This window comes from Mesorhizobium sp. M0991, assembly GCF_040318915.1.
Taxonomy (GTDB): domain Bacteria; phylum Pseudomonadota; class Alphaproteobacteria; order Rhizobiales; family Rhizobiaceae; genus Mesorhizobium.
This window is the reverse complement of the sequence record NZ_JAMYNE010000040.1, coordinates 13,179-34,363: the sequence shown is the minus strand read 5'-3', so window position 1 is coordinate 34,363 and position 21,185 is coordinate 13,179. Positions and strand designations below refer to the sequence as shown.

General features: G+C 62.8%; 13 protein-coding genes and 4 pseudogenes. 10 read left to right on the top strand and 7 right to left on the bottom strand.

Going from position 1 to position 21,185, the window contains the following annotated elements:
* Positions 1-585 precede the first annotated feature (585 nt).
* Complete coding sequence (locus tag NKH70_RS31610; protein ID WP_353027152.1) at positions 586-5,100, bottom strand: nSTAND1 domain-containing NTPase; 4,515 nt, start codon at positions 5,098-5,100, stop codon at positions 586-588.
* Between the two features lie 242 nt (positions 5,101-5,342).
* On the opposite strand from NKH70_RS31610, the pseudogene NKH70_RS31605 reads away from it, so the two are divergent.
* From NKH70_RS31605 to NKH70_RS31575, 7 genes and pseudogenes are all read left to right on the top strand, one after another.
* Positions 5,343-5,465: pseudogene (locus NKH70_RS31605) on the top strand (tyrosine-type recombinase/integrase); the annotation flags it as partial.
* Between the two features lie 282 nt (positions 5,466-5,747).
* On the top strand, positions 5,748-6,980 hold the full coding sequence (locus NKH70_RS31600) for a serine hydrolase domain-containing protein (protein ID WP_353027151.1): 1,233 nt from the start codon (positions 5,748-5,750) through the stop codon (positions 6,978-6,980).
* A 51-nt stretch (positions 6,981-7,031) separates the two neighbouring features.
* Positions 7,032-7,126: pseudogene (locus NKH70_RS31595) on the top strand (IS21-like element helper ATPase IstB); the annotation flags it as partial.
* Positions 7,127-7,324: 198 nt separating this feature from the next.
* A complete protein-coding gene (locus NKH70_RS31590) occupies positions 7,325-8,902 on the top strand; it encodes an HD domain-containing phosphohydrolase (RefSeq protein ID WP_353027150.1) in 1,578 nt (525 codons plus the stop codon).
* A 90-nt stretch (positions 8,903-8,992) separates the two neighbouring features.
* On the top strand, positions 8,993-9,265 hold the full coding sequence (locus NKH70_RS31585; protein ID WP_091581466.1) for a hypothetical protein: 273 nt from the start codon (positions 8,993-8,995) through the stop codon (positions 9,263-9,265).
* A gap of 74 nt (positions 9,266-9,339) precedes the next feature.
* Positions 9,340-9,684, top strand: coding sequence for an ABC transporter substrate-binding protein (locus tag NKH70_RS31580; protein ID WP_353027164.1), 345 nt, complete (start codon positions 9,340-9,342; stop codon positions 9,682-9,684).
* Positions 9,603-10,472, top strand: a complete 870-nt coding sequence (locus NKH70_RS31575) for a substrate-binding protein (RefSeq protein ID WP_353027163.1) — start codon at positions 9,603-9,605, stop codon at positions 10,470-10,472. The genes NKH70_RS31580 and NKH70_RS31575 overlap by 82 nt, the downstream gene beginning before the upstream one ends.
* A gap of 266 nt (positions 10,473-10,738) precedes the next feature.
* Here the strand turns inward: NKH70_RS31575 and NKH70_RS31570 are convergent, their stop codons facing one another.
* A complete protein-coding gene (locus NKH70_RS31570; protein ID WP_352509709.1) occupies positions 10,739-11,203 on the bottom strand; it encodes a Ros/MucR family transcriptional regulator in 465 nt (154 codons plus the stop codon).
* A 372-nt stretch (positions 11,204-11,575) separates the two neighbouring features.
* On the opposite strand from NKH70_RS31570, the pseudogene NKH70_RS31565 reads away from it, so the two are divergent.
* Together NKH70_RS31565 and NKH70_RS31560 are read left to right on the top strand one after the other, a co-directional pair.
* Positions 11,576-12,078: pseudogene (locus tag NKH70_RS31565) on the top strand (hypothetical protein); the annotation flags it as partial.
* A 99-nt stretch (positions 12,079-12,177) separates the two neighbouring features.
* The gene (locus NKH70_RS31560; protein ID WP_352942160.1) at positions 12,178-13,137 is read left to right on the top strand and encodes an ArdC family protein; all 960 of its coding nucleotides are present in this window, start codon (positions 12,178-12,180) and stop codon (positions 13,135-13,137) included.
* Positions 13,138-13,430: 293 nt separating this feature from the next.
* On the opposite strand, the gene NKH70_RS31555 is transcribed toward NKH70_RS31560, so the two are convergent.
* Genes NKH70_RS31555 through NKH70_RS31545 form a run of 3 tightly spaced genes read right to left on the bottom strand, consistent with a single transcriptional unit; the run spans position 13,431 to position 18,804 of the window.
* Positions 13,431-15,563, bottom strand: coding sequence for a hypothetical protein (locus NKH70_RS31555; RefSeq protein WP_353027149.1), 2,133 nt, complete (start codon positions 15,561-15,563; stop codon positions 13,431-13,433).
* Positions 15,560-17,344, bottom strand: a complete 1,785-nt coding sequence (locus NKH70_RS31550) for a site-specific integrase (RefSeq protein ID WP_352942165.1) — start codon at positions 17,342-17,344, stop codon at positions 15,560-15,562. Before NKH70_RS31550 ends, NKH70_RS31555 begins: the two co-directional genes overlap by 4 nt.
* The gene (locus NKH70_RS31545) at positions 17,341-18,804 is read right to left on the bottom strand and encodes a tyrosine-type recombinase/integrase (protein ID WP_352942167.1); all 1,464 of its coding nucleotides are present in this window, start codon (positions 18,802-18,804) and stop codon (positions 17,341-17,343) included. The genes NKH70_RS31550 and NKH70_RS31545 overlap by 4 nt, the downstream gene beginning before the upstream one ends.
* A 158-nt stretch (positions 18,805-18,962) precedes the next feature.
* On the opposite strand from NKH70_RS31545, the pseudogene NKH70_RS31540 reads away from it, so the two are divergent.
* Positions 18,963-19,684, top strand: a pseudogene (locus NKH70_RS31540) (DUF932 domain-containing protein); the annotation flags it as partial.
* Between the two features lie 529 nt (positions 19,685-20,213).
* On the opposite strand, the gene NKH70_RS31535 reads toward NKH70_RS31540, so the two are convergent.
* Both NKH70_RS31535 and NKH70_RS31530 read right to left on the bottom strand, forming a co-directional pair.
* On the bottom strand, positions 20,214-20,459 hold the full coding sequence (locus NKH70_RS31535) for a DUF5615 family PIN-like protein (RefSeq protein WP_352808810.1): 246 nt from the start codon (positions 20,457-20,459) through the stop codon (positions 20,214-20,216).
* Positions 20,456-21,076 carry a DUF433 domain-containing protein gene (locus NKH70_RS31530; RefSeq protein ID WP_352942170.1) on the bottom strand — a complete coding sequence of 207 codons (621 nt, stop codon included), beginning with the start codon at positions 21,074-21,076 and terminating at the stop codon, positions 20,456-20,458. Before NKH70_RS31530 ends, NKH70_RS31535 begins: the two co-directional genes overlap by 4 nt.
* Between the last annotated feature and the right edge of the window lie 109 nt (positions 21,077-21,185).

Sequence of the window (21,185 nt, the reverse complement as noted above, 5' to 3'; positions counted from 1 at the left end):
GGTACCATATTTCTCGCCCTAGATAGTACGGATTGTTCGAAATGTCCAGATTGTAGTCTGGCAAATTTGCACCTTTTGCTGGTGATCTGGACCCATTCCGGACCTTCCTGACGCCGGATCCCTTTCCCGAAAGGCGGCGTCCACAGAACCAACGCTCATGACCCGAAAAGGACCTCTGACCATCGCATGGCGAATGACCGCTTCGCGCCCGATTTCGGTCATTGACGTAATCTCTGCCGCGGCCTCAGAGCTGACATCTCGCGCGATATCGCTGGCAATCATATTTTCTGGCGAACGACGGCGAACCAAATGGAGGACGGATGCCCAAGGTCAAAGGTCAGAACGCTCTCAACAAGGAGCGCGCCAAAACAGAGAAGCTACTCAAAAAGTGGAATACACGGCCTTGAAGGAGACCGGGGTGGAATCCAAGCGACCCGACCTCCCAAACCTAAAGATCGAAAAGCGAGGGAAGTAGCGCGGCCACTCGCGTACTGCTCCCCCCGCAAAACTATGGAAGCAGTGCGATTGCGGCGGCTACGGCGTAGCAGTCGAGATAGCGTCACCGGCCATGGACTTTGGGCGACATCAGCTTGGACAATCACCAAGGTCGCTTTCGACGGGAAGGAAGAAGCGACGCCGTTCGCACGCGGTCAGTTCGCGTGGAACAGTTTGCTTCGCGAAATCGATGAGATCTTGGGGTGTCTGAAAAACCCGTATGAGGCGAACGTCTTCATCATAGAGCACGATCACGACCCTCGTTCCATCTGAATTGAAGGCCGCGCGTATCGGTGCCGGCCGCTTGTGCTCATCCTTCGAACTGGCAAGCACTGCCATCTCGCGTCCTGTCCGCGCGTCCCAGAGCCGGGCCGTGCCGTCCTGAGTTGAGGCTGTCAGGACATGGTGCCCGTTAGGACTGAATTGCGCACTGGTCGCTGCGCCGGTGTGCCCCCTGAGAACGACCCTTTCCTTTCCGTCCAGGACGCTCCAGATTCGTGCGGTGCCGTCGCGTGAGGCAGTCAGAAGCGACTGACCATCCGAGCTGAACTCGACTTCGGTGAGCTCATCGCGGTGACCACTCAGGATGGCGAGGGTGCTCCCGTCCTTGACTGTCCAGATCCGCGCGCTGTGGTCGAGCGAGGCCGTGGCGACCAGTTGGCCGTCCGGACTGAACGTTGCCCCGGTTATTCGACCCTCATGCCCGACCAGTTCCTTCAGTTCGGTCCCGTCCGTTTTCAACAAGTGCGCGGCGTTGTCGCTGGTCGCGGCGAGGACGAGATCGCCGTCCGGGTCGAAAACAACCTGCGCACTTGTTTGGATAGTGGAGACCTCGGCGCCAGTCGCCGCGTTCCACAACCGCGCGGTGCCGTCGGTCGAACTCGCCTCCAGGAGGTCTCCTTTCGGACTGAACTGAATTTGAAACAGCCCGCCTGGAAATTTGAGCCGTGCGATCTCGCTCCTGCTCGCGACGTCCAAGATGAGGACTCGGCCCGCGAGGGATGCAGTTGCAATGCGACTTCCATCGGGGCTGAACCTTGCGTTCTGGACGATTTCGTGCGTATCGAGGTCGGCCAGCTTGCGACCGGTTACCACATCCCAAAGGTGCACAGCGCTGTCCCCGCCTCCAGTCAGAAGATGCATATTGTCGGGACTGAACACCGCGAAGGTGGGACGATTTGCGTTGGACAGGGTAGTCGTCAGAATTCCGTCGACGTCCCAGAGGCGAGCGGTGCCATCATGTGAAGCCGTGAGAAGAATATTGCTACCGACTGGGTCGAACTCAAGGTGCTCGATCAAGGCACGATGGCCAGCGATGGTGGCGAACAGCGACGCTCGACCGACGTCCCAAATGCGTAACGGACCGTTTATGGAAGCGGTGGCCAGGAGGCGATCGTCGGGGCTGAAAGCGCTGTTCATTTCCTGATCACGGTCGTCCCCGGCGTCACTCTGTTTCAAGTTCGGGGACTCTTGGCCGAGCACGTCAATTAGCCCTCCAGAGTTTCCGTCCCAGAGACGCGCGCTACCATCGAGTGATACCGTTGCAATTCGGCGGCCGTCGTGACTGAACGTTGCGCCTTGTAATTGGGTGTCGCTCTTGTGGCCAAGGAGCCTTGCGATTTCGGTTCCGTTCGAGGGGTCCCAAAGCGCGGGGACACTGTCAAATGAAACTGTGTACCACGTGCCTACCAACAGCCGACTTCCATCCGGGCTGAATGTGAGCTTGGATGCAAAACTGCCAATAAAACATTGATGGATCAGCGCGCCATCTTTCGCATTCCAGATGAAAACGGTCTGTCCTTCTGAGGTCGCAAAGCTGCGACCATCCGGGCTGAAGCCAGCCAATCCGTCTCCACGGCTGTCTACGCTCAGGATCTTCGTTCCAGTTCGCGGGTCCCAAAGCGAAGCCTGATTGTTTCCGGCCGCGGTCAGCACGCGCTCGCCGCTTGGGTCAAAGACTGCTGTAGGAAAGGAGCCGCCTACCGGCTGAAGAACAAAAAGCTGCGCTCCAGAGTCGGCATCCCAGATGCGCGCGGTCCCGTCCCTTGCCGCTGTAATGACCCGGCGTCCGTCCGGACTGAATCCGGCTCTCTCCACAGGTCCCTTGTGGCCCTTCAGGATTGCAATCTCTTTACCATTCGCGACATCCCAAATGCGCGCGGTCTTATCGTAGGATGCAGTGACGATGCGATCGCCGGTTCGATTGAAGGCTGCCTGCGTCACTCCGGCGTCGTGTTTGAACACCGCCGTTTGGCGGTGTGCCAACAGAGCGTTGAAAAGTGCGGCCTCTGCTTCAAAGAGATTTGGCCGCGCGGCTCCCGATCCGCTCTTCGGCAGCGCCTCCAGCGCCAACAGGATCGCAGCCTCCGTATCGCCGCTCGCCGCGATCTGCTGCGAAAGAAACGAAAGCGAAAGAGACTGATTGCGCAGCGCCTGATCGCGCGCCTCAAGGGCCCCCTTTTTGGCGGCCATCGCCAACTCGGCTTGCCGTGTTGCTGCCTGTTGTGCTCTGAACCCGAAGAACGCGCCTGCGCTGGCCATAAGGGCCAACGCCGTGGCGACGATGGCCGCATAGCGCGTGCGTCGCGCGAGCCGGCTCGCAGCCGCGGCCGCAAGACTGCGGCGCTCGGCCTCGCGCTCCAGGCGCTCGCGCTTTGCTGCTTCAGCCGCCTCGATGAGTGCCCGCTCTGCCTGCCTGTCCTTCTCCTCTCTATCCGCCTCAGCACGCGAAGACGTCTCAATGTAGTCGACGATCTGATCGTCGACTTCTACCCGTCTCGACTGCAGCAATTCCTCGCCCTCGGCGAGCCGCTTGCCGGACGGCAGGAGAAGCTCCCGGTTCCGGTTGTCGGCATGCCAGCGGTTGGCGTCAGCCGCGACCCGAGCGCGGGTCTCGAGGAAGCTCCGGTTCGCATTGACAATGTCGCTAGCGCGCGGCCAGCGGCTCAACAAAGCTTCGTGTGCCACGCGCACGTAGACGTGGCCTGCGGCATCCTCATCACTGACGAGAAGGCGAGCGGCGACCAACGCCTCAACGAGAGCCAATCGTTGAGGCGTGCCCGTGACTTCCGCGCGCAAGGCCGGACGCGCCGCAACTGCCTCATCGCTTGGGCGCACCGTGGTGAGGGCACGCAATACGACTGGTAGCTCCTCCTGGATGTCCGGCGGGAGAGCGTCTACGACTTCGTCAGCGCGGCGCGCGATCGCCCCTTCCAAGCCGCCAAGTGCCTGATACGCAGCAAAGGTGAGGATCCGGCGCTCTCGCCCCGCATCGTACAGAGCGTCGAGCACAAATTCGAGAAGCGGCAAAGATCTAGGATCAGCAGCTGCTGCCTCCTGCAGGACATCATCCAGCCGGCCCCGTTCGGCTGTCTCCTCGTAGCGCAGCCTGGCGGTGCGTGCCGGCTCGCGGATGATCTGGGCGATCTCAGCGCCGGTCGGCGGCAGGAGTTCATAGCTGCCGAGGCCATCCTTGAGTGCCCAGAAACCGGGGACCTCGCCGCAACGATGAAAGAAATCCGATCGGATCGTCGCGATCACCCAGACCAGTCCGCTGCTGGCGAGTGCCGCGAGGAGCCGTACTAGCACTTCGCGCGATGCCGGCTCCGTCGTGAACAGCTCCTCCATCTGATCGATCGCCACTACCAATCGCACTTGTGAGGAGGCTGAACCTGCGGCGGCCGCCGCTTTGGCGTGAGCCTGGCGGACGAGCGCCAGAGCTCGATCAGGCGAACTCCAACAGAGTTGAGCCAGCGCTGCCGGTTCGCAAGCCAGCTCCGGCAGGGCGCCTTCGCGAAGCAGCCCAGCGGCCAGCGAGGCGACCGCATCAGGGGCGTCGGAAGGGCGGATTAGGCAGCGGCGCCAAAACTTGATGCCAGCCGCTGCACCGGTTCGAGTGATGGAAGGCAGCAGCCCTGCTCGAAGGAGAGAAGACTTGCCGGAACCGCTCATACCATAGATGAGCAGGAATGCCTTGCCGTTGGCGGCCTGCTGCTCCAGGCGTTCGATGCAGGCAGCAGTCGCCCGAGCTCGGCCAAAGAAGAGGTCGGCGTTTTCGAACTCGAAGGGGTTGAGACCTCGAAAAGGCGACGTGACCTGCTCCTCTGAAGCGAGAGGCACGCGGTACGCGTGCACAGGCCGGGCGATGTTCTTCATCCTTTGTTCGCCAAGATCGACGAATTCGAGCGAGAGCCGATCGCGGGCCTGCGTGTAGACCGCTTCCGAAATGCATATTCCACCTGGAGGTGACAGCGCCTCCAGACGGGCGGCGACGTTCACACCGTCGCCCATGAGATTGTCGCCCTCTACGACGACATCGCCGAGATTGATGCCGATGCGAAAGCGCAGGCGGCTCGACTCGGGCAGCTCAGCATTTTGTCTGCCGACTTGGAACTGGATTTCAGTGGCGCATCGAAGCGCCTCGACGGGGCTTGCGAACTCGGCGATGACGCTGTCCCCAGCGCTCCCGAACACCCGTCCCTTATGTTCCTCTATCAGTCGGTCAATGATCCGACGATGCGTCCGCAGGGTGGCAAGTGTCCCTTCCTCGTCTCTGCCAATCAGCCGGCTGTAGCCAACTGCGTCGGCAGCAAGGATGGTAGCCATTCTACGGTGAACGCGATCCAGGTCATACCTCCCGCCATCTCGGAGCATCCTAACGGAAATGGCGCCCTGTGGGGAGAGGCACCGAATTGGCCTCAAGGGAGCTCTGGCTTACCAACTTCCTTGCCGCAGCGCCGCAGCGCCGCTGACGCTTGTGGTCGACTAGCACTCGTCCGTCCCATAGGCGCTCGACTTCGAGCCGGCTGCGTCCGTTTCTGGTGTGCAAAGTGTGGCCGCAATAGCCGCGTTCGGTCAGTCCGCGTGCAGTTCAGATCCTGCTCGGCCACACCAAGATCGAGAATACAGTGCGGTATCTCGGTGTAGATGTAGAAGATGCCTTAGAGCTAGCCGAGGCGACCGAGGTATGACCAAAAGCGGCTCCCACGATCCCGGTGGGGCCGCGAACTGAAATGCGCCTCATGTCGGTCGTTGAGCAGACCATAGCCCTAATCTCAAAAGCGGCCTTCGAGCGAACAGGCGAGATGACACGTTTGCGCCCGAAGTTTGCCGTAGGGGACCGCATTTGGGCATCCTGAGAGCAGACGTCGTCTGCAACTTCACTGGAGGTCAAGCAGGCAACTATTGGCAATAATGCGGGGAGAGCGCAGGATTGTCCAAAGGGCCTTCGCCGGCGACAGGACATTTGCGCGATGAGTCAATTTGGTAGCGAACCAGTTCGTGATCCTGCGGACCTCGGCTTCGACAGGGCGCGGCTGGCGCGACTGAAGCGGTGGATGCAGCGATATGCCGACACCGGGCGCTGGCCGGGTGGTGCGGTGCTCATCGCGCGTCATGGAGAACTCGCCTTTTTCGACTGCGCCGGGCACGCCGACGTCGAAGCCAAGCGGCCTTGGCAGCGCGACCTCATCGCCCGCATCTACTCGATGACCAAGCCTGTCACCGCCGTCGCGCTGATGATGCTGTACGAGGAGGCGCGCCTGCATCTCGACGATCCGGTCGAAGCTTACCTGCCGGAATTCAAAAACATGCAACTTCTGATACCGGGCGCAACGTCGCTGGACCAAACAGTGCCCATCAAAACGAAGATAACGATCCACCATCTGCTGACCCACACATCTGGCCTAAGCCTTTTTACGAACCCCCGACTGCTCGGTGAAGCTTATGCCAAGGAAAAACTCGGCCTCGCCCTTGCTTACGGTGGGCTCGACAACATGGTGCGCAGGATCGCCGAGTTGCCATTGGAATGGGAGCCGGGCACGAAATGGCAATACAGCACCGGGTCCGATGTCATCGGCCGCATCGTGGAAGTCGTTTCCGGAATGACGCTCGACAAGTACTTCGCGACTCGCATCTTCGAGCCCCTCGGCATGACCGACACCGGCTTCTCTGTGCCCGGGTCTGAGATCAGCCGTTTTCCCCCGCTCTATGAGGCTATGGCTGGCGGAATGGCATTGCACGAAGCGCCGGAGGTTTCGGAGTGGCGGCAAGGCAAGGTTGATACGTTCTGCGGCGGAGGCGGGCTCGTCGGAACCATCGACGACTATTGGCGGTTCACCGAAATGCTGCGGGCTGGAGGTGAACTCAACGGCGAACGCATCCTCAGTCCCCGCACTTTGAGATTGGCGGCGTGCAATCACCTACCGGGAGATCTTGCCTCGATGGCAACCGAAGTTTGGGCCGAAACCCAGTTTGACGGCGTCGGGTTCGGTCTGTTGGGCTCCGTCGTCCTCGATCCGGCTAAGGCACAAATTTCGGCGCAAGTGGGCGACTATGGCTGGGGCGGGGCGGCAGGCACCTTCTTCTGGGTAAGCCCGGTCGACGACATGGTTGTCATTCTCTTCACGCAACTGCTGCCTTCAAGCGCCATTCCGGTGCGCAAAGAGCTGCGCGCACTCGTCCATGGTGCGTTGACAGGGGCCTGAGACTCGTCAACAGAAACTGCGCGGAGCAACCTTGCGCTTAGCAAGCTGGGCCGGCTCGGCTTCGTCGTGCTCGATGAGCTCTTCGCCCAGCCGGCGGGCAGTTGCTCTTCCATCTCATCAGCCGGCTTTACGAGCGGACCTCGCTTCCGGCATCGGTCATCTCACGACGATGCCCGCGCAACCTGAATGTCGCTCTTGAGGAACCGCAGCCTGAAGCTGCCTATCCCCTTGCGGCCCGCAAACGGAACATTCTGTTTCTCGCAGGATAGCACAACCAGGGTTGGGATTTTTCCCTAGGCATCAACGGCAGGCGGGGCTAGCGTAGAGCCACTGGGAGGTGGGCGATGACAGACGTCTCGATCCGCCGGGCGGATTTCATGATGGTCCTCGCTTATGCTTCGGACCTTGCCACCGGCCATTCTCGCGACTTCGCACTGAAATCCTGCGTGCTTGCGATGCGGATTGCCGATCTTGCGGGCGTTTCCGAGCAGGATCGGCGCAATGCCTACCACCAGTCTATGCTCCGCTATGTCGGTTGCAACGCGGACACGGACCTCCTGTCGGCCACCTTCGGCGACGAAATTGCGCTCCGCCAGGATCTTGTCGGTCTCGATATGGGCAACCGGGCGGAGCTGGGCAGAGTCTTCGTCCAGGCTTTCAAGCGGCTCTACTACGATCTTGAGCCCGACGCGCAGGCCAAGGCGATCGAGGCTGGGCTATCGCAGGCGATCGCCGTGGCCCGCCCGGTCCTGACCGCGCATTGCGAGGTCGCGCAACGGATCGGCGAGCGGCTGGGCCTGTCGGAGGAGATGCGACGCAATCTTGGACAGATCTACGAACGCTGGGACGGCAAGGGCCTGCCGCGCGGGCTGAGCGGCGAGGATGTCCTGCCAGCCGTGCGCCTGATCACATTGGCACAGGATGCCATTGCGCTCTGCGATGCCGTCGGTATCGAAGGGATGGCCGAAACCATCGCCAGTCGCGGCGATGGCCCATATGAAGCGGAACTGGCCCGGCTCGTCTCGGCCAACGCGCCGACGCTGATGGAGGGCATCGGCGCGACGGTCGACCGCGCGACCATTTTGGCGCTTGAGCCCAATCCGCCGGTGACGCTGGATGAGGAGGCTTGCGATGAGGCGTTCCTCGCCATCGCCGACATGATCGACATGCGCATGCCGTTTACGCAGGGCCATTCGAGGATGGTGTCGGAACTGGCCACGGGTGCGGGGAAACGGATCGGGCTGCCCGACCCTGACGTCCGCGCGCTGCGCTGGTCGGGCTGCATCCATGACATAGGCGAACTCGTGGTGCCGGTGGCGACCTGGATGCGCAACGGTCCGCTGTCGGTGCGCGAGCGCGACGCGGCGCAGTTGCACGCCTATTATGGCGAGCGGGCGCTGGCCTCGTTCGGCCGCGAGGGCGAGGCGATGGCCGCCCTCGTGCTTCGCCATCACGAACGCCTGGACGGTTCGGGCTATCACCGCAAGGTCCACGGCTCCGACCTGTCCCCGGCGGCAAGAATCCTGGCCGCCGCCGAAGCCTTCCAGACGTCGCGAGAGGAACGTCCGCACCGCAAGGCGTTGTCCAGCGAGGCGGCGGCCACGCAGTTGCGCGCCGCCGTTCGCGAGGGCTGTATCTGCCCCGATGCCGCCGAGGCCGTGCTGTCCTTCGCCGGACAGCCGTCGCGCCGGGCGCCGCCCCGGCCGCTGGCCGGAATGACGCCGCGTGAGATCGAGGTGCTGCGCCTGATCGCCGCCGGCCTTACCGCGAAGGAAGCGGCGCGCAAGCTGGATATCTCGCCCAAGACGGCGGACCACCATATCCAGAGCGTCTATGCCAAGATCGGCGTGACCACCCGCGCCGCCGCGGCACTCTACGCGGTCGAGCATGGCCTTGTCCGGCCGGGCGAGAAGCAGGCATAGGGAATACACCCCATGTGCGCCCGCTCCGGGGCGCGCATCGTGATCCTGTCGACGGACCGATGGTGGCCGCGACCGACAGGAGGAAATCAGATGCTTCTCGCAACGACCAAGGTGGCGGACGTCGACCGCTTCATCCGCATCTTTTCGACCAAGGGCGCCGACAAGCGCCGGCTGCACGGCTCGAACGGCGCAACCGTCTTCCGCGACCCCAGCGAGCCCGACCGCGTCTGGGCGATCTTCGACTGGGACGCCGAGGGCTGGAAGAATTTCGTGTCGGATCCGGAGGTGCCCGCGATCCTGCAGGAAGCCGGCCACGTCGGCAAGCCGCAGGCGGCACTGCTGCTCGGCCACTACGAGGCCTGAGATCCCGCACTGCGCGCCGCCTGCCGCCCGGCGGCGGCGCCCCCCCGACGAACCCCCAGATTTGGAGAAATCAAATGGATCCGAAACCCATCAAGATCGGCCTTGTCGCCGAACTCACCGGCCCGTTGTCCTTCATGGGCATCGCCAACGCAAACCTCACCACCATGCTCGTCGACGACATCAATGCCAAAGGCGGTTTGCTCGGCCGGCCGCTGGAGCTTGTCATCGAGGATGGCGAGACCAACGACAGCGCCGCCAAGGCAAGGACTGCGAAACTGATAGACGTCGACAAGGTCGATCTGGTCGTCGGCGGCATCTACAGCTCGACCCGCAGGCCATCAAGAGCGAAGCGGTCGCACGCGGCAGGACGCTCTACATCTACACCGAGCAGTACGAGGGACAGGAAAACGATCCCCTGATCTTCTGTACGGGTCCAGTGCCCGCGCAGCAGGTCGAGCCGCTGATCCCTTGGTTCATGAAGAGCACCGGGGCGAAGAAGTTCTACCTGCCTTCTGCCGACTACATCTGGCCCCATCTGCTGAACAAGGCCGCGAGCCGGGTGGTGCGCGCCAATGGCGGCGAGGTCGTCGGCGAGGAGTATTTCCCGCTCGATACAGTCGATTTCCGGCGGACGGTCGAGCAGATCATGGCGAGCGGCACCGACGTGGTTTTCAACACCCTCGTCCCGCCGGGCCTGACTCCGTTCCTCGAAGAACTGCACAAGGCCGGTTTCGGCAAGCGGGGCGGCAAGATCATCTGCACCTACTTCGACGAGAACTTCTTCAATCTCGTGCCGTCCGAGCAGATCGAGGGCCTCTACAGCTGCCTCGACTACTATCGGGAACTCGAGGATCCGTTTGGCCGCGCGCTCTTGCGTCGCTACCAGGACCGTTTCCCCGGCAGCGCCATGTTGACCGCGGGCAGCGGCTGCACCGGCCACTACCGGGCGATCAAAATGTGGGAAGCGGCTGTCAATGAGGCCGGCACGGTCGAGCGTGATACGGTCATCCGGGCGCTCGATCACTCGCGGATCAGCGAGGGACCAGGTGGCCCGGCCGAAATGGTCCCCGGCCAGCACCATGTTCGCATGAACATGTACATCGCGCAGGCGCAGGGCGGTCGATTCCGGGTCGTCAAGAACCTGGGTCCGATCGATCCCAACGAGCGCGCGCTTAGCGACGAACTCCAACTCAGCAAAGCGGGCTGAGCCGGCCGCGTCGATGACTGTTCTTCCAGGTGGCAGGGCGGCTAGCAAGTTGCCCTGCCACCCAACCGGCGATAGTGCATTCCAGTCGCACATACAGAGCAACTGAAGATCATCAGGCGCTATCTCCGGCGCTGGCGCGTTGCGGTCCGCGATACGCTGGACGCGTCGATCCGCTTTCTAATCTCGCCATCCCGAAAACGGACAGTCCGCAAACGGCCCCAAAGCTGCCAGGCGGGAACGCGCCCAACCGACCCCTCAGGCTACAATCAGGCTGTGGCCTTCTTGCGGGGACGCTTCGCGGGCGCCGGCTCTTCGGGCTCCTTCGGCTTGCGGCCGAGGCCCATGGTTTTAGCGAGGGCTGAGCGCGCTGCGGCATAGTTCGGCGCAACCATGGGATAATCCGCCGGCAGGCCCCATCTGGCGCGATACTCATCCGGAGTCAGGCCATAATGGGTCGACAAGTGCCGCTTCAGCGACTTGAACTTCTTCCCGTCCTCCAGGCTGATGATGTAGTCGGGCGTCACTGACTTGTTGATCGGCACGGCAGGCTTGAGAACTTCAGGTCTTTCCGACACCACACCGCCGGTCGTGCCCTTCAGGGCGGCATGGACCTGTCCGATGAGGGCGGGTAGTTCACCGACCGGCACCGGATTGTTTGAAACATAGGCTGAGACTACATCAGCCGTGAGTTCGATGAGCTTGTCCGTATTGCTCTCGGTTTCTTCGGTCACGAAATACTCCTGGCGGATCAAACGATTGGCGTCGAACAGTCGTTTCATAATGACGACCGCTTCCGATAGCAACGAACCTGTTGCATTTCTGTTGTTTCGGCAGTCGCGTGACACTGGTCGACATGGCCGATCCGCTCCGGCGACGACCTTGTAGCGATTGCCGCGTGCGGTTCCGCCAACAGCAGGACCATCGCTTCCGGCGTCCCGGCTTTGAAGCACGCGGTCAAATGATTCTCTGACGTGTATTCCTTGCGGAGGTGGGGCTGCGGCGTTTGTCCGTTTGCCGGACGGCAGAGGGAGAGGGTGGATGGCCCGCGTGACGGGTCGAGGGCTGGAAGAGAGGCTTCCGGCGCCCGTCGCGGAGAAAGTTCCATGACCCAGTTGCAAGTTCTCGCTCCTGCGGTGAATCCACGGGGCGGTTACAAGGTGGATGTCAGCCGTGGCCAACGTGTCGGTCGCGTTTCTTCCGAGTGGTTCAACCGGCCGGCGGACGAGCGCTACCTTTCTCTCACCGATCTCCATAATTCGGTGAAGCGGCGGTCCGAACGCAGCAAGACCCGCATCGTTGAAAGTGAGCTGATCCGCGTCGAGGCCAGCCGCGACGACCCGGAGCGCCTGAGGCTGATGCTGCCCGATGCGCATGCCTCTGTGGCCCCAACGCATTGGAGCTTGGCCAACTCGCCAGCCTGGTCGGCGCGCCAGCCGCCTATCTGCGCCAGCTTCCGGCCCCGCTTGCGGCGATCAACCTTCAGCACGGTCTTCTTAATCATCGCGCCGAGCAGATGAAGAGCTTGGAAATCGAGAACGGACGCCTCGAGTTGCGGGCGGTAACAGGCCCCGACTACGGCAGTTATCTAAACAGTCAAGCTGTCTCACCGGCTTTTCACTGACCCTTTTCACCGACGTTGAGCCCGACGCCGCCCGCAAGCGGTGGCGATCCCGTGCGCTCGCGTCGTTCCCAAGGAGCTATCCCAATGTCTTCCAGGATGCAGTCCGGAGCGCGTGCCGACGTTTACACGCGCATCACCGCCGAGATCATCGCGGCAATCGAGCAAGGTGCAGGTGATTGGCGTGCGCCGTGGTTCCACAACGGAACCAGCGCCGCCCGCCCGACCAACGTTGCATCGGACAGGCGCTACCGCGGCATCAACACGGTGGCGCTGTGGGTCGCAGCCATGGCCAACGGTTACAGCGATGGCCTGTGGGGCACCTATCGGCAATGGCAGGACGCCGGAGCGCAGGTGCGCAAGGGCGAACGCTCGACCACCGTCGTGTTGTGGAAGCAGATCACTTCGTCTGACCTGGCGGCTGACGATGACCGCGACGACAGTGGCAGCGTTCGGATGTTCGCCCGGGCCTTCTCGGTGTTCAACGTCGCGCAGGTGGAAGGATATGAGCGCCAGCCGACGAACATTTTGTCGGAGGGCGAGCGTCTGGCGCACGCGGAGGCCTTCATCGCCAACCTTGGGATCAAGACTGTGTTCGGCAGCTCGGAGGCTTACTATTTTCCGTCGTCGGACACAGTGTTCATGCCCGACTTCGCTTCTTTCCGAGATGCCGCGTCGTTTTATGGTGTCTGGCTGCACGAGAACGGCCATGCCTCGGGGGCAAAACACAGGCTTGACCGCGATCTCTCGGGCCGGTTCGGCTCGGCTGCCTATGCGGCGGAGGAATGCTGCGTGGAGATTCTCAGCGGGCTTGTGCTTGCCGATCTCGGCATTGCCCACCATCCGCGCCCTGATCATGCCGCGTACATCGCCTCGTGGATCAAAGTGTTGAAGGACGACCCCCGCGCCATCTTCACGGCCGCCGGCAAGGCACAGCAGGCGGCCGACTGGATGCACGAGCAGCAGCCTGCGCCCGTGTCATCCGGCGTCACCGATGAGGCGGAGGCGGGCCACCCTGCTTCTCCTGTTCTCGTCGGCGCGTTGTAGCAAAGCGCGAACCTGAACGTACTGGGCGGTCACGTTCTCCCGGTCACGCCGCTCCCGCTCCACGTCACTCTGCGGGGAGCGGGGCCTCTCAAGCCGGCACAGCTTCGCCGCCTCGGCCGCCTCCCGCAGCTCCGCGAGTATGGCCGGAGCACGGTTCGCGGTCGCCCGGCTGATGCCGGCTTCCCGCGCCAGACCGGCAATCGTCAGGCGGCCGTCCGACCTGGACGCGTTCCCCGAGACAAGCCGGATGAGCGCTTCGCGAAGTGCTTCCTCGGTGGAAGCGCTGACCGGCTTCACGATCCTTGCTCCAACAGTGGCGCGATCAGCTTGCGCATCCTGTCCCGGTCCTGCCGGATCGCCGTCCGCTGCACGTTCGACAATCGCTTCTCTTCCAGCATGGCCTCGGCATGCGCGATCGCGGCCTGCCAGGCCGGCAGGTGACGACGAGCGATGCAGGAGTTCGGGCAGCGGTCAGGGGCGCAGTTCGACAGGATGGGCTGGCTTTCCGAACCTGTCGACCGACCAAGGCAAAGCGCCGTCGCCGGCTCGAAGAAGCAGTCGTTCAGGTAGCCGACGTGCAGCGTGCGTGCGAGGTGAGCGAGCATCGCCTTCACGCGCTTGCCGTCAGCGATCACGCCGGGCAGCGAACCGATCTCTCGTCCGACACGGTCGATCTCATGGGTAACGCGGGAAGCGCCGGGGCCGGCCAATCGCTCGCCGCGCTGCGCTGCTTCATAATGCACCACGATGTCGTCGAGCTGGCCCAGATGGTGCTCCTGCTCCACTTCCTGGCGGAAGCCGGACGCCGATGATCCGGCATAACCGTCGAACATCGCGACGGAGGCATGCTTGTACTGGATCTTGCCGGCGACCACGCCGAACGGGCGGTTGGCTATGTACCAGGCCACGGTCCGCCGGAACTGCCGCGTATTGAAGACCCAGCTTCGCCCTTCCACGAGTGGGATTGCCGGTTCTTCGGGCGTGCCGAAGCACTCGTCCAGATGCTGGCGATACCGATTGATCTGCTTGACCACATGCGGCACGCCGCGATCGCGCGCAACAGCACGATGAAGAACGATCCAGATGCCATCATCCTTGCGCCGTGGCCGATGCCTTGCGGCAAGACGTTCGGCGATCTCGACGGCGCGGCCGACCGGCTCGATCGTCACCCATTCCTCCGGCTTGCCGAGTTCCGCTCGGCCCTTATAAACGATGCTGCGTATCGTCAGTCGTTCGATCATGCCGTCGGGGCTGCGATTGCGCTGAAGGCAGCCGGGTCGCATTGCCTGAACCTCACCGTCGCGCATGCCGGTCAGATAGGCGCACAAGATGTAGGCGGCGGTCTGGAGTTGGCGTTCCTCGTGCGCGAGCGCAAAAAAGTCGAAGCGGGTGCGCCATGGCTTACCGCTGTCCGGGTCGATACTGATCGGCGTGTCCATACCGCCTTGCTCGACACCGAGCTCCGCCACGGCGCCAAGAAGGAGGCCATAAGCTTCTTTATTCTGGATGATGTTTGTGACGTGAATCCTGCTTTGCAGCGAGATCAGTTTTAGATTCAGCACGTCACCGTTCAATTTGTGCCGATCGGCGCGCACGAGGGAAGCGCAAAAGCCGCCGATGCTGCCGGGCGCGTTCCAGACGGGGATACCACGGCCTGCCTTGCGGCGGGCTTCGATATAGGACGCCATGCGCGTGGCCACGGTCTCACGAGGATAGGCTCGATCCGCTTCGAGCCGGTCAAGCTCTGCTCGCGCCTCGAGGATATCACCCGAGAACAGCTCGATGTAGCGCAACGACCACCGCAGCAACGCACCGATCACCTGCTCGGGAATACGGGGCGTCATGTTCTCGTATGACCGACCGCGACAGCCAGCCACCTTGAAGACAGCGGTCCCGTTCCAGGGCACGAAGCGCAAGCCGCCATGGGTCAGGAAGCGGGCGAGCCGGTGAAGCTGCACGGCCGGCCTGAGGCAGGCTCCAACCCGGCTCGGCAACACGGAACGGATCTTCTGGAGAGCGAGGTAGGTGTCGAGCAGATCCTGATCGATGAGCGCGGCATCGAACCGGCCCTCCCGTTCCCGCACGAACGCCATGAACTGGCGCAGGGTGGCAAGTGCTGCCCGTGCGCTCAACGGCCGCAGCCGTCCCGAGCGATCCGGAAGGCGTTCGTTGAGCCAGGCGAAGATGTATTCCTTGGCCGTCAGCCTCTCCACCGGGCAGGCAATATCGGTGAAGTCGATCGTCCGGAGTGCATTGCGCGCAGTTACATGGAAGATTGCCGGATCGAGATTCCACACGTCGTCACCGAAGCGCGAGAGCGCCTTCGGGTCGGTTCCTTCCGTGAGCTTCATCGAGCAGAGCACGATGTCGCTCGGGCTGCGTATGGCCGACGGGGCTGTGGCCTGGGCGACATTCGTCGCCGTCATTGTGCCGTCGCCTCTACCGGCAGATAGAGGAGCGTCGGCCCTTCTGCAGCGATCCGTGTCCGAGCCGCTTCCACGATCTGGGGCGCAAAGGCGGGCAGGATCTGCTTCGTGATGCGGTGCCAAGGGCGGCTGAACTTGATCGACCACTCGCCGGCGTCGAGGACGGCGCGCTGATCGGCCATGAAGGACTGGAATGCGATGAGCGCCGGGAGCTTGCGTTCTGTGATCACGGCGTTCTCGCATTCGAGGCACCCCCAGAACGGGGTCGGGCAGGGATTGCCCGCTTTCGCGAACGGGCTCTCATAAAAGCCGCCGCATCGCGCGAGCCAGACGTCCTGTTCGTCCGTCGCTGGAGGTGGGTCTTGCCGTTCCACGATAAGGTCTTCCTGCTCGCTCATGGCGATGCGCGGCTTCAGCGCAGCGTCGAGGGCATCGTGGAACGCGGCGGCCAGGGTTTGCTCGTGAACATGGCGTAGGGCCGGTATGTCCGCATAATGGCGGGCCGCGACGCTGATCGAGTGACCCACGGCGAACTGCTCGAGTTGGCCGTTCGTGCGTCGATACCATTCGGCTTTGTGAGTCTTCCGCAACCGCGACAGTCTCAGCCGCAGCGGCGCGCCGTCGTCATCGACCAGATGATAGCGCTCGACAAAGGCGACGATGCCCTGGCCGCCTTCTTCGTTGGCTGGGCGCAAGCCGTCGATAGTCCAGAGCACCCACAGGCGGTCCGACCCAGTGTGACGCCGAGCACGTTCGGTGAGCGCGATCGCCATTCTAACCAGCCCGCCGGGCGTGGCGCTCGACCCGTCCCGAACCCGCAGACGCTTCCACTCCGAACCGCGTGCCCGGCGCTTGTAATACTCGATCTCGACATAGCCTTTGGTGGGATTGCGCAGGCAGTCCGCCTTCAGGCGGATCACGCATTCCATCTCCATGCCGGTCTCCAGCGATAGCAACGCCAGGAATGCCGCAAGGTCGATCGGCGTGAGGTGGAATCCCCGGTGCGGCACCTCGATCCTGCAGTCAACGTGGCGATAAGCACCGAGGGCCTTGAAGCGTGCGAAGGCGGGGTGCCGCGTCTCGATCTGTCCGGATCGCATGATCTCGGCCACGACAGCATCATGATGAGCGCGCAGCCGTGGGCATGCATCCATTCCCGGCGGCGGCGGCGGAACGTCGTCACCGAGCGCGATGCGCTGGCGAGCTTCAGCGATCTGAGCCCGGGCTGCGGCACGCAGTGCTTCGGCGATCCCGCTACTGTAAGCGTCGCGGGGCCGGCTGGCGCCACTATCGCCATGACCAAGATAACGCAGACGGGACACGACGTCCTGCGTCAGAACGCCGGGCTGGTCCTCGACCGCGATGCGGAGCACGCTGATCAGCGCCGCCAGAAGGTGCCTTTGGAACAGCCTGCTGCCTGCATTCTGTTCAAGCCACGCCTCATAGTCGTTGATCAACTCGACGGTGATGTCATCCAGCCCCTGGAGGGCGATCTTCCGATCATCCAGGAACGACCAGAACCGGCGGAGCTTGAGCACCTGACGCTGCACCGACCGGACGATCGGCGTGGGTCCCATCTGGCGGATGCGCTCCCGCAGCAGCAGGGCGATCTCGGCAACCAAAGATGGATTCGACCAGGAACTCAGGTCGACAATGATCTCGCCGCACGTGTCGACGCGTACAGTGAAGCGGCAGGGATCGGCGACGATGACGGTTGCAGCAGCGTTCTTATCCAGCGCCGCCGACTGACGCGGGAATGTTGCCCGTCGCCCCCGGCTCATGGCGCCAGTTCCCCGGAGGTCGCGTCGAGGCCGAGATTGCCCACCGCCGCATCGACGATCTCCTGGCTGTCCGCGAGGTGATCGAGATAGATATAGGTGCTCTCGATCCTGCTGTGCCCCATCAATCTCTGGAGCTTCAGCAGAGGATCGCCGATCATCCGACGGTAGGCAGAGCCGAGATACTGCGATCGCTCGCTGACTACCCAACCGACCTGCTCGCGCAGAAGCAGCGTCAGCATGTGGACGGCAAAGCTGTGCCGAAGCATGTGAGGGGTCACATACATGTCGTCGAAGCCGAAGTGCTGGCATCTCTCGCTGCCGCGCCCGAACACGGCTTCCCATGATGACATCGGCATCGGCTCTCCGTCCTCGGTCAACCAGAGCGCCAGCGGCGCGCCCGTTGCGGCGTCGACGAGGCGCGTCCGCTCCGACGGCGTCAACTGATCGACGCTTACCTTCACGGCGCGGTCGCCATCGTTCAGGCGAAGAGCACGATGCTCGCATTCGACGACCGGGATCGGGCTACGCGTCCGGCGGATGCGACCGCTCCGCCGAGCTCGTCCAAGGGCGTTGTCCCGTTCGATCCGGACGTAGTCATGCAACTGCCCGATCAGACGGATCGGCATGCGGATATCCCGGCCGCGCGAACCCTTCGCGGTCGCGGCGGCCAATCGGAAGGGCAGAGATCGGTTTGTGGAGTCCAGGCATGTGTCCAGTGCGGGCAACTCGTTCAGCAGCAAGCTCGACGCTTCCTGCAGCCGCAGGCCGGTCGTGACCAGCAGTTCCGCAAACAGCGCATTGCGCTCTCCGTTGCGGCCCCGCCATGTCGGGTCTTCCCGGCCATCAGGAAGTCTGCCGCGCAGCCCGACTTCGCGGAACACCAGATAGCGCGGCATGTCGAGGAAGCGCATGTCGCCCTTGCGGGCACCGCTTTCCTTGGCGCAGTTCACCGCCATGGCGATAACCGCACCTGACGTTGATGCGCGTGACCAGAGCTGCCGATAGGTGAACGGAGCGGCGGCAATGATCTTCTCGTCAACTGCCCACCGATAAAGCTTGTCGAGCGCCGCGATCATCCGGTTCCAGGAAGAGGCCGATATCCGGAACGGAGGTTCGGACATACGCCGGGCTTCGTGGAATGAGGCAATGTCATCGCGATGTGCCGACCAGAGGGATTTGCCTTCCCGTCGCTCTTCGAGGAAGCGCATCCAGACGACGATGTCCCGCGCATAGGCGCGAAGGCTGTTCATCGAGCGCACGCCCATGGTCGGGCACGATCGGAGGAAACGGTTTAGATGGTGATCGTAGGCGCCGTCGCGTCCCAGAATGAACGGCATGCCCTCGATGAGGCCGAGGCTGTCCGCGGCCGCTATCTCGTCCGAGGACAACTCGTATGTCGCGCCGTTGACCGTAATGGAACGGCGCAGGGCGGAAAGATCGGTGAAGAACAACTGCGGCAATCGACCTCCCAACGGCGCCGAAGTTTTTGCCGGGGACGGGCTCGAGCCCGCCCCCGGCAAAAACTTCGCACCGGCATCACTCGACGGTTCTATGTCTCTGACTGTCAGCGATACTAACCGCCAACCCTGACGTCTGTGAGACAGGTACACAGAGTCTGGATAACGGCAGAATATTTGACTCAGAACTGGTCGATGCCGTGCAGAAGATCGCCGGCAACGGTAGCGGCGACACGCGCTGGAAAGTGCCTGGCGTGCTCGACTGGTCAACGGGAATCTACAATCCGAACGTCGACATCTCCAACGACACGACAACGCTCTATGCGTCCGACCGTGATGTCTTTGTCTTCCTCGTCGACGACCTGAATCCGATCGAAGCCGGCAAGCTGCCCGATGGCTCGCCCGACGTCTTTTTCAGGGGGGTTTATTGCTGGAACTCCGAAGTCGGCGCCCGAACGCTCGGAATCGCCAGCTTCTATCTACGTGCAGTTTGCCAGAATCGTTGTCTGTGGGGCGTGGAAAATTTCGAGGAAATCAACATCCGGCATTCCAAATATGCCGCCTCGCGTTTTGCCCTGGAAGCCGAACCAGCGCTGATCCAGTTCGCGGAGTCTTCGCCCATGCCGTTCGTCAATGGCATCAAGGCTTCGCGGGAGCGGATCGTCGCTCGCGACGATGAAGATCGCCAGAGCTTCCTGCGCAAGCGCGGCTTCTCCAAGGCGGAGACCACGAGGATCATCGATGCCGCGAGGAAGGGCACCCGCCCGCCTCGATTTTCGACTTCGTGCAGGGGATTACGCGGGTGGCGCGCGACAAGCCGCATCAGGACGTTCGCCTGGAGCTGGAGGGCAAGGCCAAGAAGCTGCCCGATCTGGCAGCATGATACCGCAATGCTGCGCGCCGAGGCGTATGAACGTCACTGGGCTGCTGATGCTGCCAGTGTTCCAACATGTGCATCGCTGCGGCGCGCAGCATACGGCCTGCGCTGGTACCCGGGAAAACCCATCTCTCCGGCCCGGATGTGCGCCGCACAAAACCGCAATGCTGCTATGCACAATTAATGCTTCTCGGCTGCGCGGAAGGGAGTAATCTGTCGGTATCGAGTTTCGTCCGGGTCACCTCCTCCCGACCTTGGCGATCAGGGACGGCATTTATTCCTCCCGAATGCTGTCGTCCAAATCAAGCCCGCCGCACCTCCTCCCGCGGCGGGCTTTTTCGTTGTGCGAGCGGCGGCTTCTGGCAGCCCGATTGCAGGAAACGAACGCGGAGGTCCGTCAGTCGGGGAGGTTGAACCGTTCGATGGTGATGGTACGCGCGACATCCACCAATCTCCAGCACTTCGTTTCATGCCTCCTCCCCACCGAGGTCCGAAAGGGCGAGATGAAAGAGCCTGTGCTGGAGATCGAGGCTCATCAGGCCAGGGCGGTGTTGAAGGCGACCAGCCCGACATGCAGCTCCTCGCGGCGATAGAGGCCGCGAAAGTCGGTCGTGTTGTGCGTGACGAGCACATAGCCGTCATCGACCGCGCGCCGGGTCACCATATGGTCCTTGGCGCCGGCGAGGCCCAGCCAGCGCACATGGCTCGACTCTGGAAAACCCCGTTCGCGCGCCAGTTTCGCAAGCTCTGGGCTCAGGCATTCGTCGATCAGGAATTTCACGAAACGGCCGGCAGATCGTCGAGACGGATTGTGCGTGTCGACTTCGCCGCCGTGCTGCGCCACGCCGGCTTGACCGGCGGACGGCCACGCCGCGGATAGGCGAGTGCATAGTCGGCCGCGAGCCTGATCCGGTCGAGAGTCAGTTGCGGATAGGCGGCACGGATCGTCTCGGGAGTATCGCCATTGGCGAGCATGTCGGTAACGTCATGAACAAGCACGCGTGTTCCCACAAAGGCCGGCTGACCGCTAAGTACCGCTGGATCGCGCGCCACCATGGCCTTGGCTTTCCTCAGCCGGCTGAGGCCGGTCCTTACCCCGGCAGTGATCGGCTTCAGGTCGACCTTAAGCGGATCGTCCGCGACTACGGGCGCAGCATCATCGGCAATGGCGTGCTCAACGATCCGCCGCCGCGCGGCAGGCGTCAGCGTCTCCGCCGTCAGCCAGGCGAGGCGTAGGCCGACGAGACCCGCTCCGATGATGACGCGGCTGCCGCGGCGTGTCTCGACACGGCCGCGTAGCAATCCGGCATCGATGATGCGATGCACCTGCTTAAGCGGCACCTGCGTTACCGCCGCCGCCTCATTGGCGGTGAGCACTTCGGTACTAAACCCTGGCATGACAATAATCCTTCCACGTTCATGGAAGATATATAGTCACTCTGCCGTCCGCAGTCCAGCGAAGCTTTGCGGCAGGCGGCCGGCGCCGGCGCGAGGCCTGGAGGCAGAG

Excerpts from the sequence above, each read along its gene's own strand:
- NKH70_RS31610 (WP_353027152.1), bottom strand. The coding sequence starts at position 5,100 with ATGGCTACCATCCTTGCTGCCGACGCAGTTGGCTACAGCCGGCTGATT.
- NKH70_RS31600 (WP_353027151.1), top strand. The coding sequence starts at position 5,748 with ATGAGTCAATTTGGTAGCGAACCAGTTCGTGATCCTGCGGACCTCGGC.
- NKH70_RS31590 (WP_353027150.1), top strand. The coding sequence starts at position 7,325 with ATGACAGACGTCTCGATCCGCCGGGCGGATTTCATGATGGTCCTCGCT.
- NKH70_RS31585 (WP_091581466.1), top strand. The coding sequence starts at position 8,993 with ATGCTTCTCGCAACGACCAAGGTGGCGGACGTCGACCGCTTCATCCGC.
- NKH70_RS31580 (WP_353027164.1), top strand. The coding sequence starts at position 9,340 with ATGGATCCGAAACCCATCAAGATCGGCCTTGTCGCCGAACTCACCGGC.
- NKH70_RS31560 (WP_352942160.1), top strand. The coding sequence starts at position 12,178 with ATGTCTTCCAGGATGCAGTCCGGAGCGCGTGCCGACGTTTACACGCGC.
- NKH70_RS31555 (WP_353027149.1), bottom strand. The coding sequence starts at position 15,563 with ATGACGGCGACGAATGTCGCCCAGGCCACAGCCCCGTCGGCCATACGC.
- NKH70_RS31550 (WP_352942165.1), bottom strand. The coding sequence starts at position 17,344 with ATGAGCCGGGGGCGACGGGCAACATTCCCGCGTCAGTCGGCGGCGCTG.
- NKH70_RS31530 (WP_352942170.1), bottom strand. The coding sequence starts at position 21,076 with ATGCCAGGGTTTAGTACCGAAGTGCTCACCGCCAATGAGGCGGCGGCG.